This is a genomic window from Paraburkholderia sp. JHI869, from assembly GCF_038900775.1.
Taxonomy (GTDB): Bacteria; Pseudomonadota; Gammaproteobacteria; order Burkholderiales; family Burkholderiaceae; genus Paraburkholderia.
Genome location: NZ_JAYMSC010000002.1, coordinates 66,511 through 80,457, shown reverse-complemented (window position 1 = coordinate 80,457; position 13,947 = coordinate 66,511). Strand labels below are relative to the sequence as shown.

Genomic DNA, 13,947 nt, shown 5'->3' with positions numbered 1-13,947 from the left:
CGGCGCGGCGCCGTCACCAACGACATTTAGCGCAGGGCGTCGCGTGCGACCCGGCACGCCGCCAGGTCCCATGCAGCACAGCCTACGCTTTTAAACAGAATGGGTTTCGTTGTCCTGAAGTCCCCGGCGAGGGCTGCGGCCAGCGGGGAAACGGCGTTCCAGTCTACGTTGGCCAGGATGAAGTCTCCGGCCTCGTGCTTTGCGCCGACGGGGTCATCGACCACCAGGGCACTCGCGTTGACAGTCTCGCTCGCAATTTCCGCCGCATCGGGTGTGAACGCGCCAACGCCCACGACCAGGCGGCCCGTGCGGGCACGCTCCGTATACACCGGCGTCTTGCTGGTGGTCAGGGTGATGACGACATCTGCGCTTTCCGGAATGGCGGCGTCGGCAAGCGCGGTGAGATTCGGCGCTACCGGGCGATTGCGTGCAACGAATTCGTCCGCAGCGGCCTTCGAACTGCCCGTTGCCCGCAACTGCGCTTCCGGGAAAATGGCGGCGAGGGCTTCGGCGTGATTGGCTGCCTGCTTGCCGGTTCCGATAATGACGATTTCCCGAGGCGGTGCTGGGTGCAGGGTCTGGATGCCGAGTGCGGTCACCGCAGCGGTGCGGCGCCCCGTTACGGTCGGCCCGTCAAGGACGAAACGCATTTCGCCCGTGAACGCATCGTATGCGACGACCTGACCGTGAATGGTCGGCAACTGTCGACTGGCGTTGGCCGGGCAGACATTGACCAGCTTGTGAATTGCGATGTCGGGCGCGCTCGCCGGCATGGACAACATCAAGCCGCCTTCCTGCATGGGAATGGCGAGCCGCTCGGGGCTCACCACCTTGCCCGCGCTGTATTCGACGATGGTCTCGGCCAGCACGCGCACGAGAAGGCGGTAGTCGAGCAGCGAAGCCGTCGCTGCCGCGTCGAAATTCTGGATGTCGGGTGAGGTCATTCGGAAGCCTTGGATTTGGGTCTCAGATGCCGATGCAGTTAGCCAGACAAGTCTCTGGCTCCAGGTCGCCCAATTTCGTTGGGCTCGGTGTGGAACGAATCTATACCACTACTGGGTGAATGGCAAGCCAATTTACGTATATTTGGCGCTATCGTGGCCTTTCTATAGACCAAAATGCGTTACAAAGGTGATTGGATCGTGAAAATTGGTTCGCTGACGTCCCGACTCTCGCGGCTTCTACAAGGGCTAACCATTGCGGGTAGCAAGAGGTGGTCGCAAAAGTGGTATATTTTTGGAACCACCGCACCGCGCACTGAGAACCCACGATGGCATCCGCTCGATTCGAACTTGAAGGCAACTTTCGACCACTGCAGATATACGAACAGGTGTCGGAAAAGATCCGGGGCGAAATCCGCAGCGGTCGATTCCTGCCGGACGCCCGGCTGCCGTCCGAGCGCGAGCTGGCCACGCTCTTTGGCGTAGGGCGGCCCGCCGTGCGCGAAGCGATCGGGGCATTGCAGAACGAAGGCCTGGTCGTGACGAAGCCCAACTCGGGCACTTACGTGGCCTCTGCGGCCAACCAGATCCTTGCCATGGCCCCGAGCGCAGAAACCGCGACCGGCGAATCCGCGTCGGACTTCAGCCCGTCGGCCACGCTCGATGTACGCCTGATTCTCGAGCCCGCAATTGCACGGCGAGCGGCGGCACGCAAGCAACGAGACCGACTGGCCGAGCACTATCTGGACCAGATGGAAACGTTGACGGACGTTGCGACGCCCGAGGAGCGGGCGCTGTGGAACAACAGCGACAGGCTATTTCATCGTCAACTGGCGGTGATGACAGGCGATGTGCTGCTGGCGAAGCTCGCAGAAGAAATCGCATCGACCATGGACCAGTCGCTGTGGAAACGGCTCAAGGATGATGGGATTTACGACCCGGCGCGCATTCGGCTCTACGTTGCTGAGCATCGGCTCATTTACGAAGCCATTGTCTGCGGCGACGCCGATGCGGCGGCGTTCTATGTCGAGCAGCATATTCATCGGGTGCAAAGAGATATCACGCCGCAATAAATGCTTTTCCAGCGGCGATGGCGCGCGATGCCAGTCGCCGCTCTGTATTTGCAGATGTCCCATATGCGTCGCACGCATATCTCTGCTCGCCCCAACATCTGCCCACGATTGTCAATGTGCCCCAAAGTGTTTTCCGCGCAGCATGGCGCGGGCGCGCTACGTGTTGATCCGCCCCGATCAGCATGTCGCGTGGCGCGGTGATGCGTGGCCCGAGGACGGCGTCGCCCTGTTGCGTCGCGTGACGGGAAAACGCCGCTGCGAGTGAAGGCAAGCCATGCATGGCTGATGAACGAGTCCTTCGCCCGCGCAAAAAAGGCGCCCTTCGTCGGACAGGACTATCGACCGGGTACGCTTGAACAGGTACCCGGCTATTTCAGCAAAGTCCCTGAAGTCTTCGCTCACCTGACATAAGGAACGGGCAATCCGTTTCGAATGACATACACGGTTGTTGGCGCGCCCTTTAGATTGCCTTCGCCATCGAACGAGTACGTGCCGGCGATCCCCTTGTATTGTTCGTTCGCCAGCTGTGCGATCAGTTTGCTTTTGTCACTCGTTGTCCCTGCTTTCGTCATGGCATCGGCCAACATTTTGACGCCATCGTAGTAGTTGACCGCGTAAACTTGCATGTCCGTATGGTAGGTGTCCTTGTACTTCTTAATGAATTTCCTGCCTTCCTCGGTCTGGTCCAGGGCGGTCCCGCCTTGAGAGCAGTAGACAATCGATGCCGCATCGCCAGCCACTTTGCCCATGTCGGCTGTACAGATGGCGTCTCCTCCAAGTAACTTCGCTTTCAGACCACGCTGCCGCATCTGTTTAACCATCGGCGCGGCTTGAGAGGCGTAGCCGCCGAAGAAAATCACGTCGGGGTTCCTGGCTTTGAGCGCCGTGAGAATGCCGAGGAAATCGACTGCCTGGCCGTTGGTGAATTGCTTGTCGACAATTTCCAGGCCGTTTGCTTTGGCCGATTCCTCAAACTGTTCCGCGATTCCCTGCCCATACGCAGAACGGTCGTCGATGATGGCAACCGTTTTGGCTTTCAACTCCCTGGCTGCAAAGTCTCCCATCGTCCCGCCAAGTTGGGCGTCGCTGGCGCCGATCCGGAAAATGTTCTTGAAGCCTTGCTTCGTAATCGCGGGGTTTGAAGCGACAGGCAGGAGAGGAACCCCCGCATTGTTGTAGACCCGAGACGCAGGAATCGCCACGCCTGAGTTGTACGGCCCCAAGACAGCGACGACGTTGCGGTCAATGAAGTTTTGCGCAACCTGAACGCCTGTTTTGGGGTCGGCCTGATCATCTTGTGACTCCAGCTTGAAAGTCACCTTCTTGCCTGCTATCAGCACTCCTTTTTTATTCAGTTCATCGATAGCCAGCCGCGCGCCATATTCATTGTCCTTGCCGTTTGCCGCTTGCGGCCCCGTTAGCGGGGCCGAGTGCCCGATGACGACAACTTCCTGTGCCATTGACGGCAGCGCTAGAGCGACCGATGTGCAGGCCGTCGCGCCAAGAATAATGAATTTACGCATGATTTGTCTCCAAACAATAGTCAGTTTTATCGATACGCTGCAGTCTGTGCTTCTCAGCTAAATAAAACGTCACCTGGCCGCCGGCATGTCGAACTCGCTGCTTTTTCGATGCCCGCCGATCAGCTTCAATAAATCGCGTAGATCTTGCGAACGGGCTCCAGTACATCCCAGCGCCCCGTCCAACCGGGCGGCAAGATCACGAGGTCGCCACCGACGATCTCGGTCACTTCACCCGTCGAGTCATCGGTGAGTCTCGCGCGGCCGGAGATGATGTACGTAAATTCGGTGTCGGGGCGGTTGATCACTGGCCAGCCTCCTGGCTGACATTCCCAAATCCCCAGATTGCCAACCGCCTCGGGTGCAACAGTCTTGACAGCAATCTGGGGATCGCCGCTATCGGCCCCGGCGCGCTGACCGGCTGAGGCGAGTCGGGCCGAAGCAATATCGGCGGCTTTGACGATGGTGAACTGCGTCATGTATCACTCCTTTTTCAATGCGCACCCGTCAGCTTTTCGAGGACTCGTGCTGTACGCGATGGCTGGTTGGTTACACGCTCTTCAAAATCACTGAAGCCCGCCGCTGTGAGACCGCCGTTGACGCCAATCCAGCGAAAAGGCTCGGGCTCCCACGCCGGTGAGCGATGGTTGACCACGGGCAACTGGTTGATCTCCTCATTGCGATCGAGAATCAGATTGCGCAAGATGCGGCCGGCGAGGTTACTCGTTGCGACGCCATCGCCGACGTAATTTCCCGCCCAGGCAATACGCGCGTCTTTGTCCATGCTCACAGTCGGACACCAGTCTCGCGACACGCCGAGCGCGCCGCCCCAGCGATGCGTGATGCGGGCATCGGCCAGGTCGGGAAAGAACTCGAGCATCGCGGCGTGGATGTTGGCATGTACCTTGTCGACCAGATCATCCTCCGGTGCAATTCGGGAGCCGAACCGGTATGGGGCGCCACGACCACCAAACACCAGTCGGCCTTCCGCCGTCACCTGTCCGTAAACCCTCAGGTGGCGCATGTCATTGAAAGCGAGTCGATGATCGAGCCTTAGCCGCTGGCGAAGCTCCCGAGGCAGTGGCTCTGTTGCCAGCACCAGCGAGTAGAGTGGAATGACGGAGCGACTGCTCTCCGGGAGCTGGCAGGAAAATGCCTCCGTTGCACGCACAACCGTTCTCGCCTTGACGCTGCCATGCGCCGTGCTCACCTGTCCCGGCGCGATGTGGAGCGCGGCTGTTTTTTCGAAAATTCGCGCGCCCATTGCTTCCACAACGGCTGCCAGTCCACGCACCAGCTTGCCAGGATGGATCAGCGCGCAGTGTTCGGTGTAAAGGCCGCCCAGCACATGCTGGGCTCCGATTCGCGTAGAAGCTTCCTTGGCACTGAGCGCGCGCCATTGATCCGGCAATCCAAAGCGAGCCGAAGCATCGACTGATGCTTGAATTCGATTGAATTGGGGCTGGCTCCGTGCAAGGGAAAGAAAGCCTTGCTTTGCATAGTCGGCATCGATGCCTTCAAGATTGAGCACGCGCCCAATCTCGTTCACTGTATCGTTCATCGCTGCCTGCAAATGCAATGCCGCGGCGTGCGAATACATTTGCGCCACGCGTTCGAGCGAGATCGGAAATATCGCCGACGCCCAGCCACCGTTGCGGCCAGAAGCGCCGAAGCCAACCGCTTCGCGCTCCAGCAGAACAACGTTTAGCGATGGCTGCGCCTTCAGCAGATAGTACGCAGTCCATAACCCTGTATAACCTGCGCCGACGATCACGACATCGGCCTGCTCTTCGCGGTCCAGCATGTTCCGCGCGCGCGAGGTCTCATGCCACAGCGGGCGGTTTGGAAGCTGCGTCAGTTCTTGTGCGGATGGCATCCGTCTCTCCTACCAATCCAGGTTCTTGTTCATGCAATCCGGGGGGCGCATTTCCCGCCTGCGACGATTACCGTGCAGGCGCGAGGTGTAGGTTGATTCGTCGATTCCGGCGTCAGGTGCGACTTGCTGCCGATGGTGTCGCTGTCCGCGACTGCTTTCGCTTGGCCTTGACGCAGAACGCCGGGTAGGAGGCCAGGATGACGACCAGTGCGATGATGCTTTGCAGAAGGCTGATCTGGGTCTTCGGATCCAGCGCCATGCTGACCAGTACGGCGACGATGGTGAGAGTCACGAGGAGCGGCAGCCACGGATGGCCCCACATACGCAGCTTCAGCACGCCGCGACGTTCCCATTCGCCTCTCAGCTTGAGTTGTGACAGGCAGATCATCAGATAGACGAACAGAAACACCGCACCCGACGAGTTGATCAGGAACAGGAAGACCGTATCGGGCCAGAGCGCCGCGATCACCACACAGCCATATCCGACAAGTGTCGAAACGATGACTCCCAGGGCAGGTACGCCGCGTCCATTGACACGTCCCACCCACTTCGGTGCCTCGTTGTTCGAACTGAGAACCAGGAGCAGACGCGACGATGTATAGAGTCCAGCGTTGAGCACGGACAGCACGGCCACGAGGATGACGGCTGTCAATACGGTTGCGGCGCCCGGGATGCCGATCTTCTCGAGCGTCGCCACGAACGGGGATTGGCCTGGCACGATGTCTGTCCACGGCTGAGCAACGACAATGAAGAACGCCGAAAGAACGAAAAAGATCAGGATGCGGGCCATCACCGTGTTGACTGCACGGCGAACGTTGCGCTCAGGATGCTCGGATTCGGCAGCGGCAATGGTCGCGACTTCCACGCCTGTCATGGAGAAGATCACGACCACGACGCCTGTGAACAGCTTGCCCACGCCTTTGGGAAAGAAGCCGCCGTGTGCGGTCAGATTGGAGAACGTTGCTGTCGATCCCGGCCAGCAATGGAAGACGTAGGCGCCCGCGATGATCAGGAAAGCGGCAATGGCTACGATCTTGACGCCAGCGAACCAGTATTCAGCTTCACCGAACGATTTGACGGACAACAGATTGAGCGCCGTCATCATCACCATCAGCCCTAGCGAGATGATCCAGACGGGAAGGGTGGGCAACCATGCATGAATGGTTTGCCCGCCTACGACGGCCTCGAACCCGACCACGATCACCCAGAAATACCAGTACAGCCATCCCATCGCATAGCCGGCGACATCGCCGTAAGCGAGGCGCGCATAGTCCACAAATGAACCCTTCATGGGTTGAGCCGCCGCCATTTCGCCCAACATGCGCATGATCAGGGCGACGATCAACCCGGTGATGGCGTAGGTGATGAACGCGCCGGGTCCGGTCGATGCAATGACTGCGCTAGACCCTACGAACAAGCCTGCTCCGATTACCCCTCCGAGCGCCAGCATACTGATGTGCCGGGTTTTCAGAGCGTGTTTCAGCCGCGGATCGAGCTCCGTCTGGATAGGCATGGGTTGTCTCCTGGGAACGAAATGTGTCTTTTGTTACCTCCATTAAAAGCAAAGCGCGCGGGCCAGGCTATGCGCAAAATTTCGTTTTGAGGGACGGCTCTTATACAAATGTATGACTATCCGTCTGATGATTTCAAAGTGGCGTCAGACAACAGATTGGCCGCCTTACCAGCCTGAAGGGCCAGCCACAACCGCGTGATTCCGTCGGTTGTGGTCGGCTTGACGCCGGTGAGCTGCTCGATCTGTTTCAGGCGGTAGACAAGGGTCTGGCGGTGGATCGCCAGGTGGAAGGCGGCGGATTTCCAGTTGCCGTCGTTCTCGAGAAACGTCATGAGCGTCGAGAGCAGGGCGGTACCGTGGACGCGGTCGTACTCGATCACGGGACCGAGATAGCGGCCAACCAACGCGCTCGCCTCGGCAAGCGACCTCGGCATCGTGATGTAGCCGGTTTCGACTTCTCCGTAGCGCACGAGATCCTTCCCGACTTCTTGTGCCTGTGCCAGCGCGAGGCGCGCCTGGCGCACGCTCTCGCGAAAGCCGGCTGCCTCCGTGACGGGCCCGCTGATACCGACCACGGTGCCCCTGCCCAAGCCGCACCGCAGGCATTCCAGCGTGTCGACGTGATCCTGAGCCAGCGCGAGCAACACGTCATCGTCGAGCAGCAAGGGCGTGCTGGCGTGCAAAGGCGGCGCATGGTGGATCTCGGCTACGCTCCATGGCCCTTGCTTTCCGGGAGCGATCGCGAGTACGACGAGTGTGCCCGTCAACCCGCGGCGCTCCAGCATGGGGCGAAAGGAAAACTCAGCTTCGCCCTTCAACAGGTTGCGCAAGAGCGCCGCGCCTTCATCTCGCAGGTTGTCGCGGTCGATCATCATCCGCTCCAGTTCGATCTCGAGCAGGCCGAGAAGAGAGCGCACCAGCAGCGGATCCTGCAACGCTTGCGCGTCGCGACGGTGAATGACCAGGTCCGCTTTCGCCCGGCCACCGATAGCGACGCGTTCTACAAAGACCGGGTTGGTCTCGACAGAAGAGGGCAAGGGACTTGAGGAAACGATGATCGAGCCGCTGCGGGCATCTTCGATTGCCAGCCCGAGTCGCAGCCGATCCGATAGAACGGTCAGTCGTCCGGCCATGTCCGGCACTTCGCGCAGTGCGCTCGCATAAGTCTCGAACAGTTGTTCGCTGGCCCTGAAGCGGTCGCGCTGGGCTTGTAGCACACTCTCGATCACATGCTTCGACAACTGCACGAATTCAAGCTCGAAGCTCCCTTCCAGCACCGGGAACATAAGTCGGTCTGCCGCATCGAGCATCTCGCGTGACAGTTCCGGCGCATCGGCCTGGCGTGCGACGACCAAAGCACTTGCATTGCTGCGCGCCAGCTTCTCCAGCCAGATAATCTGGTCCGAAGCATTGCGCGGCACCCCCACACCCGTCGTCATGACCAGGTTGCCGGCGGCAATCCATCTCCAGGGATCGGGAAGGTCAACGGCATGGGCCCAAGTGATTGTCCGCGCCAGTCCGGACAAGCCAGCAAGTGCCGTTAGTTTCAGGGATTGGGTATCGAGTAACTCCTGGACGGTAATCATCACTTGCACTTGATAGGTAGATAGAGGAGATGATTTGAACGCCTTCAAAAATCACGTTGACCGTCGTCGGCATCCGGTGTATCAGGCCGTCACTTTGAAGCGGACCAAGCCTGAACCGGTTAAGCATGCCACGATGCCGAGGTGCGAGCCTATGGTCATTATCAGGCGACGTTGCGGTCTCCTCGCATGCCGACTGGTCGGAATCGTCGGCGCTACAGACTTGACCACGACTACACCGACCGACAACACAGTCCAACTGCGTGCTGCCGCGGGTCTACCGTGAAATCACGAGTTGAGAATGTTTGTCGGGGAAGGTCCGCAAATGACTTGGCGTCGGCGCGAGTGTGGACTATCCTGGGTGCAGGATAATGCAAGGAGTGGCGCGATGGACACAACTCGATCCTGGCTGGATCCGAGGGAGGCGCACCCGCTGTGATCGGGAAACGGCGCCGGCTTTCTGGAGAAGAAACGATCCGCTTTCCACAGCAGCGGAGCGTCGTTTTGCCAATGGATGATTCTCTGCATTCAACGTTTCGCTGTTTGTGAATATGAACCGCGTGTCGAAAGACAGGAGAATGGTAAACGGAGACGGTCGCATCGCCAGCGGCCATTGTGTGGGGGCAGTCGTGAGTCAGGAAAACGCATTGGCTGGCGCAATGGCAACCAGCTTGAGTGCCAGTAGCGGTGATCGCGAGGGTTCGCAGATTCCAGCAATCGCGCCGGCGCATACCGCGCTTCTCGTCATGCACTATCAGACCGACATTCTCGGGCTCTTTCCATCGGTCGCGCCGGCTTTGCTTGCCAATACGCGCAAGCTTTGCGACGCGGCGCGGACCAAGGGCGTCAGCCTTTATTTCGCCAACCTCCGCTTCAGTCCAGGCTATCCGGAAGTCAGCCCATTGAACAAGAATGGGCAGGGAATCAAGCAACTCGGTCTCTTCGTCCACGACCAGACGTCGCCGGAGTTGGGCGCGCGGGCTTGCGAACCGGTCATCGTCGCGCACAGGGCCAGTGTGTTCTTCGGCACCGACTTGCAAGCACGACTTGTCGCACAAGGTGTCGACTCGCTGATCATGGTCGGCATTGCATCGACTGGCGTTGTACTGTCGTCGGTCGCGTATGCGAGCGACGCAGACTTCCGTCTGTACACGGTCAAGGATTGCTGCTACGACCCAGATCAGGTGGTACATGAACATCTGTTCTCCACCGCTTTCGATTCGCGCACCACGGTACTCTCGCTCGCGGACGCCTTGCTGCTGCTCGCCTAGACGGAATTTGACATCGCAATCCTTAAAGTCAGAAAAGGGCAATCGGCTAGAGCGAGTCGATCCATGAGGCCACGGCGGCGTTCACGTCATCTTTGCGGTCCAGCATGATCCAGTGACCCGCTTCGGACCATGCCTGCACTTTCGACTTCGGATGGGAGAACCACGGCCGCATGCGGTCGGCCTGAACCGGATCGACACAGAGGTGATAGAAGGGGACCGTGATGCCTGCGCAGAATTTCGCGCTCGCACTCCCGATGCCTACCTGATCGGCACCGAAGAACAAGGGAGCAAACGATTCCCGGATGACGTGCGGGGGCAACGCATGAAGCCCGCTAGCGTGGCGGCGCTTGTGGGCCGGATCGGTCGCGGGTCCGTACACGCTTCCGAACAAGGCCGTGACCACACCGCGCGGATCGTCCGAATTCAGGTCGTTTGCAGTTCTCTCGAAGACTTCAGCGGCTTCGTCCGAAAATCCGAGCGCACCGTCAAGGGAGACGACTGCGTTGACCAGGTCCGGCCGGCGCGCCGCGAGGCGCACTGCTATCTGGCCGCCCATCGAATGTCCGATGATGATGAATGGCTTATTCGCGTAGCGTGTCGTAATCAACGCCTCGATGTCGGCGACGTAGTGCTCTGGAGAATAAGCGCCGGACGGCATGACTTCGGACTCTCCGTGTCCCCGCAGGTCGACTGAAACGACGTGATAGTGGCTCTCGAAGAAGGGGAGTTGACCTGTCCAGTCTCGAGAGTCGCAGGTCCAGCCGTGCAAGAACATCAGGTTCTTTCCTGTGCCGACATCTCTTGCAGAAAGTCGTGCGGTGGGTATGGGCGGTGTAGCCGTTGCGATGACGAAATCGGCTATATCGATGGATGATGAATTATTCTGTACTGCTACCATTTTATGATCTCCGTGGTGATCGAGCCGATTGGGGCTTTGCGCTGCAGCGGACCTCAAATCCGACGCGCGGCGCGAAGCAATTTGCGTGATACCTATGGTATACGTTGGAAATCTACGGTCAATTACGCACCACGAAGTGCGTAGATATACAGGAGGATATCTGCATGGCTTGCAAAGTAGACGCGGTGTTCTTTGCGGATTGTGCTGCCCGCTCATTCTTTGATCAGGTGGCCAACAAGTGGTCGGTGATGATCCTCACACTGCTCGCGGAGCAACCAACCCGTTTCAACGAAATCAAGCGGCGGCTTGAAGGCATCACCCATAAGGCGCTCACGCAGGCGCTGCGGCGTCTCGAGCGCAATGGTCTGATTGCGCGCGAAGTGATCAATTCCTCGCCGGTAGCTGTCGAATATTCGATTACCGAACTAGGGCGTACGCTGCAGGTGCCGTTTGGCGCCGTATATGAGTGGTCGATCAAGCATCTGGAGGAGATCGAGCGTGCTCGGGATGCCTACGACAAAATGGAAAGTAGGTGATGCAACCAGGCACAGGCGCGAAATCGTGCTCATCATTTCGCTCTACTTCAAGTGCCATGATTGTTCCCTCGCGTATTGCTGTCTCACTGCCCGGACGCAGATCTAACGAATTCGGCCAGATCGCGATTGAAGCGATCGGGCTCCTCGATGAAAGGCGCATGCCCGGACTCGGCGTACACCTTGCTGACGACCCGAGGACTCATTGCGCTTGCGCGCGCCAGCGCAGCGGGTGTGTTGACTAGCGCATCGCGACCGCCGTAGATGAAGAGCAAAGGTACGCGCGCCTGGCTAAGCCCTTTGGCCGCGAATACCGTCATCGTCGGGATTGCCTTTTGCATGTCCCACGACGCCATCGCAGCGTTGGCGAGCAGACGGTCGAACGTTTCAGCGTCTGGCCGCCGGTTGAAGCACAGGCCAACGAACGTCCGCTCGCCGTCGAGATGGGTTTTCAGGTCGGGAGAAGTCATGTCCCGATAGACTTCGGGATGACTGACGATCTGTTCGGGCGTAAGTTCGACCACGCCATCTACATATACGGCACCTGCGATGTCGTGGTCGCCATACATTGCAAGGTAATTCGATATCACAACGCCCCCGAGCGACCAGCCGACCAGGATGGGTTTCCTGGCGTGCGAACCCGCGATGACCGCTGCGAGATCGTCGGCCCAGTGGCGTCCGTCGTGATACGACTCGGCACCCGAAGGTTTATCCGAAAGCCCATGGCCGCGCAGATCGTACGTAATGATGCGGAATTGGCGCAATTCATTGCTCTGGGCTTGCGCGGCCCAGTTCAGGCGGCTGCCGAGCAGGCCGTGAATCAGAATAACCGGAGTACCGTTAGGGTTACCGCTTTCCTGGACGGCCAGCCTCACACCGTCTTTGGAAGTAACCGTATAGTCAGCAGGGGCCGCGTGCGCGTCTGGTGCGCCTGCAAACAGTGTCGCTGCCGTGATCGCGAGAAGCGGCAGCAGGGTGAACAATCGGGTGAACATCGTGCATTCCTCGATAGTGAACAGTGCACCCAGTCTCAACCCTCACATTGGTGTGAGAGTCAAGTGAATCGTGCTACTCTGTTTTTCATGAACACGATGCCTTCAGAAGAATTGTTGTCGATCGGCGAGCTTTCGCAGCGCACCGGCGCGAGCGTTCGATCGATCCGGCATTACGACGAGCACGGTCTGCTCGCCACGGTTCGTGCGAGCAATGGCTATCGCATGTTTCCCGTTAAGGTGGTCACGCAGGTCAGGCAGATTCAGCGAATGATCGCGACAGGTTTCACCATCGAGGACATTCGCAGTTTTCCGGACTGTATGCTGTTGATCGAAGGGGCGCGTTCGTGTGACCAGATCACCGAAGTCCAGCGGCAACGGCTGGAAACGATCGATCGCCAGATCGCCGATCTCGAGAAGCGTCGTGCGAGGCTCATCAAAACCTTGTCGGAGGGAACGTTCCCGCCTGTTGATTGAGGCGAGACTGCATATCCCGGCTGGAGGAAGCGATCTCGCAGGATTGTGCAAGACAACGAGATTAATGGACTAACGCAGGAACGCGTCGCCGCCCCATCATTGCTCGAACATTATCGACAATGAGGATGCAACGATGGCAGCTTTTCCAAAAGACTCAGTATGGTTCGTTACGGGAAGCTCGTCCGGGTTAGGGCTTGAGGTCGCAAAGCTGGCGCTGGCGCGCGGATGGCGAGTTGTATTGGCGGCAAGAAAGCCCGAAGCATTGGCCGACCTTGCGAAGCAATATCCAGAGCGTGCCATGACGGTCCATCTGGACGTCACGCACTCCGCGTCGATTGCCGAAGCCGTTGAAGCCGCGCAGACAAGGTTCGGTCACATCGACGTGCTTGTGAACGCGGCGGGCGACGGCTATCTCGCGGCAATCGAGGAGGGCGAAGAAGATGCCATTCGCGCTCAGTTCGAAACCAACGTCTTCGGCCTGCTGGCAGTCACCCGGAACGTGTTGCCAGGGATGAGGACTCGCCGTCGCGGCCATATCGTGAACTTCTCTTCGCTTGGCGGGTTGGTTGCTTTCGCGGCGACCGGCTACTACCACGCAACCAAGTTTGCTGTGGAAGCGCTATCCGAATCACTGTCCCACGAAGTCAAGCCACTGGGCATTGCGGTGACGATCGTCGAGCCCGGTGCTTTTCGCACAGACTGGGCCGGTCGCTCGATGATTGCCTCGAGTACGGTTATCGACGACTATGCGCAAACGGCTGGCAAGCGACGCGAGGCGACAACGACCAGTTCAGGGCGTCAGGCGGGCGACCCGGTCAAGGGGGCGGCAGCCCTGATCGCAGCGATGGAATCGGAAACGCCGCCGCTGCGTCTGCTCCTCGGAAAATCCGCACTGGACGTCGCACTCAAGCGCCTCGACGCTCTGCGCACGAATTTTGAAACGTGGCGCGAACTGTCCGAAGGAACCGACTTTCCTGCGGCTTAACCGGTCCGGAAAGCGAACAGGCTGAAATCGACGGCAAGTTTCGTTGGCGTGGTTGGCGCGGGAAGATTGGAGATGGTTGCTCGCGCATCGATAGCGGCACGAAATCGTTCAAGTCAATATGCCTGTTGGCCGTTCCAAAAATGCAGATACCGCGGCTTTCAGCTCCTGATGCAGGAAAAGACGGCGCTCTGGGAGCGGCTCGCGTGTTGCCACGTTTGCCCGTGGACGGTGAATCGGCGTTCCGCTGCATCCGCTTGCCCAACTTTACCAACTGGAATACGGGTA

General features: G+C 59.1%; 14 protein-coding genes. 6 read left to right on the top strand and 8 right to left on the bottom strand.

Features of this window, described 5'->3' with window-relative positions; genetic code table 11:
* Positions 1-26: 26 nt before the first annotated feature.
* Positions 27-944 (bottom strand): bifunctional Delta(1)-pyrroline-2-carboxylate/Delta(1)-piperideine-2-carboxylate reductase, encoded by a 918-nt coding sequence (gene lhpI, locus VSR72_RS03695; RefSeq protein ID WP_342951077.1) that lies wholly within the window; start codon positions 942-944, stop codon positions 27-29.
* Between the two features lie 326 nt (positions 945-1,270).
* On the opposite strand from lhpI, the gene VSR72_RS03690 reads away from it, so the two are divergent.
* On the top strand, positions 1,271-2,014 hold the full coding sequence (locus VSR72_RS03690; RefSeq protein ID WP_342951076.1) for a GntR family transcriptional regulator: 744 nt from the start codon (positions 1,271-1,273) through the stop codon (positions 2,012-2,014).
* On the top strand, positions 1,950-2,279 hold the full coding sequence (locus VSR72_RS03685; protein ID WP_342951075.1) for a hypothetical protein: 330 nt from the start codon (positions 1,950-1,952) through the stop codon (positions 2,277-2,279). Before VSR72_RS03690 ends, VSR72_RS03685 begins: the two co-directional genes overlap by 65 nt.
* A 133-nt stretch (positions 2,280-2,412) precedes the next feature.
* Here the strand turns inward: VSR72_RS03685 and VSR72_RS03680 are convergent, their stop codons facing one another.
* From VSR72_RS03680 to VSR72_RS03660, 5 genes are all read right to left on the bottom strand, one after another.
* Positions 2,413-3,537, bottom strand: coding sequence for a branched-chain amino acid ABC transporter substrate-binding protein (locus VSR72_RS03680; protein ID WP_342951074.1), 1,125 nt, complete (start codon positions 3,535-3,537; stop codon positions 2,413-2,415).
* Positions 3,538-3,662: 125 nt separating this feature from the next.
* Complete coding sequence (locus tag VSR72_RS03675) at positions 3,663-4,013, bottom strand: cupin domain-containing protein (protein ID WP_342951073.1); 351 nt, start codon at positions 4,011-4,013, stop codon at positions 3,663-3,665.
* Between the two features lie 14 nt (positions 4,014-4,027).
* Positions 4,028-5,410, bottom strand: a complete 1,383-nt coding sequence (locus VSR72_RS03670) for an FAD-dependent oxidoreductase (protein ID WP_342951072.1) — start codon at positions 5,408-5,410, stop codon at positions 4,028-4,030.
* Positions 5,411-5,522: 112 nt separating this feature from the next.
* Positions 5,523-6,923: an amino acid permease gene (locus VSR72_RS03665; protein ID WP_342951071.1), complete on the bottom strand. Its 1,401-nt coding sequence runs from the start codon at positions 6,921-6,923 to the stop codon at positions 5,523-5,525.
* A gap of 116 nt (positions 6,924-7,039) precedes the next feature.
* Positions 7,040-8,509 carry a PucR family transcriptional regulator ligand-binding domain-containing protein gene (locus VSR72_RS03660; RefSeq protein WP_342951070.1) on the bottom strand — a complete coding sequence of 490 codons (1,470 nt, stop codon included), beginning with the start codon at positions 8,507-8,509 and terminating at the stop codon, positions 7,040-7,042.
* Positions 8,510-9,165: 656 nt separating this feature from the next.
* On the opposite strand from VSR72_RS03660, the gene VSR72_RS03655 reads away from it, so the two are divergent.
* Positions 9,166-9,777: an isochorismatase family cysteine hydrolase gene (locus tag VSR72_RS03655; RefSeq protein WP_342951553.1), complete on the top strand. Its 612-nt coding sequence runs from the start codon at positions 9,166-9,168 to the stop codon at positions 9,775-9,777.
* Positions 9,778-9,823: 46 nt separating this feature from the next.
* On the opposite strand, the gene VSR72_RS03650 is transcribed toward VSR72_RS03655, so the two are convergent.
* The gene (locus VSR72_RS03650) at positions 9,824-10,675 is read right to left on the bottom strand and encodes an alpha/beta hydrolase (protein ID WP_342951069.1); all 852 of its coding nucleotides are present in this window, start codon (positions 10,673-10,675) and stop codon (positions 9,824-9,826) included.
* 164 nt (positions 10,676-10,839) lie between these two features.
* Here VSR72_RS03650 and VSR72_RS03645 point away from each other — a divergent pair, with 164 nt between their 5' ends.
* The gene (locus tag VSR72_RS03645; RefSeq protein WP_342951068.1) at positions 10,840-11,211 is read left to right on the top strand and encodes a helix-turn-helix domain-containing protein; all 372 of its coding nucleotides are present in this window, start codon (positions 10,840-10,842) and stop codon (positions 11,209-11,211) included.
* Between the two features lie 83 nt (positions 11,212-11,294).
* Here VSR72_RS03645 and VSR72_RS03640 read toward each other — a convergent pair whose 3' ends face one another.
* Entirely contained in the window at positions 11,295-12,203 is a 909-nt protein-coding gene (locus VSR72_RS03640; protein WP_342951552.1) for an alpha/beta hydrolase, read from the bottom strand.
* Positions 12,204-12,290: 87 nt separating this feature from the next.
* Between VSR72_RS03640 and VSR72_RS03635 the strand changes: the two genes are divergently transcribed.
* Positions 12,291-12,677, top strand: coding sequence for a MerR family transcriptional regulator (locus tag VSR72_RS03635; RefSeq protein WP_342951067.1), 387 nt, complete (start codon positions 12,291-12,293; stop codon positions 12,675-12,677).
* Positions 12,678-12,810: 133 nt separating this feature from the next.
* The gene (locus VSR72_RS03630; RefSeq protein WP_342951066.1) at positions 12,811-13,662 is read left to right on the top strand and encodes an oxidoreductase; all 852 of its coding nucleotides are present in this window, start codon (positions 12,811-12,813) and stop codon (positions 13,660-13,662) included.
* Positions 13,663-13,947 lie beyond the last annotated feature (285 nt).

Excerpts from the sequence above, each read along its gene's own strand:
- VSR72_RS03665 (WP_342951071.1), bottom strand. The coding sequence starts at position 6,923 with ATGCCTATCCAGACGGAGCTCGATCCGCGGCTGAAACACGCTCTGAAA.
- VSR72_RS03655 (WP_342951553.1), top strand. The coding sequence starts at position 9,166 with ATGGCAACCAGCTTGAGTGCCAGTAGCGGTGATCGCGAGGGTTCGCAG.
- lhpI (WP_342951077.1), bottom strand. The coding sequence starts at position 944 with ATGACCTCACCCGACATCCAGAATTTCGACGCGGCAGCGACGGCTTCG.
- VSR72_RS03650 (WP_342951069.1), bottom strand. The coding sequence starts at position 10,675 with ATGGTAGCAGTACAGAATAATTCATCATCCATCGATATAGCCGATTTC.
- VSR72_RS03670 (WP_342951072.1), bottom strand. The coding sequence starts at position 5,410 with ATGCCATCCGCACAAGAACTGACGCAGCTTCCAAACCGCCCGCTGTGG.
- VSR72_RS03630 (WP_342951066.1), top strand. The coding sequence starts at position 12,811 with ATGGCAGCTTTTCCAAAAGACTCAGTATGGTTCGTTACGGGAAGCTCG.
- VSR72_RS03640 (WP_342951552.1), bottom strand. The coding sequence starts at position 12,203 with ATGTTCACCCGATTGTTCACCCTGCTGCCGCTTCTCGCGATCACGGCA.
- VSR72_RS03660 (WP_342951070.1), bottom strand. The coding sequence starts at position 8,509 with ATGATTACCGTCCAGGAGTTACTCGATACCCAATCCCTGAAACTAACG.
- VSR72_RS03675 (WP_342951073.1), bottom strand. The coding sequence starts at position 4,013 with ATGACGCAGTTCACCATCGTCAAAGCCGCCGATATTGCTTCGGCCCGA.
- VSR72_RS03680 (WP_342951074.1), bottom strand. The coding sequence starts at position 3,537 with ATGCGTAAATTCATTATTCTTGGCGCGACGGCCTGCACATCGGTCGCT.
- VSR72_RS03645 (WP_342951068.1), top strand. The coding sequence starts at position 10,840 with ATGGCTTGCAAAGTAGACGCGGTGTTCTTTGCGGATTGTGCTGCCCGC.
- VSR72_RS03635 (WP_342951067.1), top strand. The coding sequence starts at position 12,291 with ATGAACACGATGCCTTCAGAAGAATTGTTGTCGATCGGCGAGCTTTCG.
- VSR72_RS03690 (WP_342951076.1), top strand. The coding sequence starts at position 1,271 with ATGGCATCCGCTCGATTCGAACTTGAAGGCAACTTTCGACCACTGCAG.
- VSR72_RS03685 (WP_342951075.1), top strand. The coding sequence starts at position 1,950 with ATGCGGCGGCGTTCTATGTCGAGCAGCATATTCATCGGGTGCAAAGAG.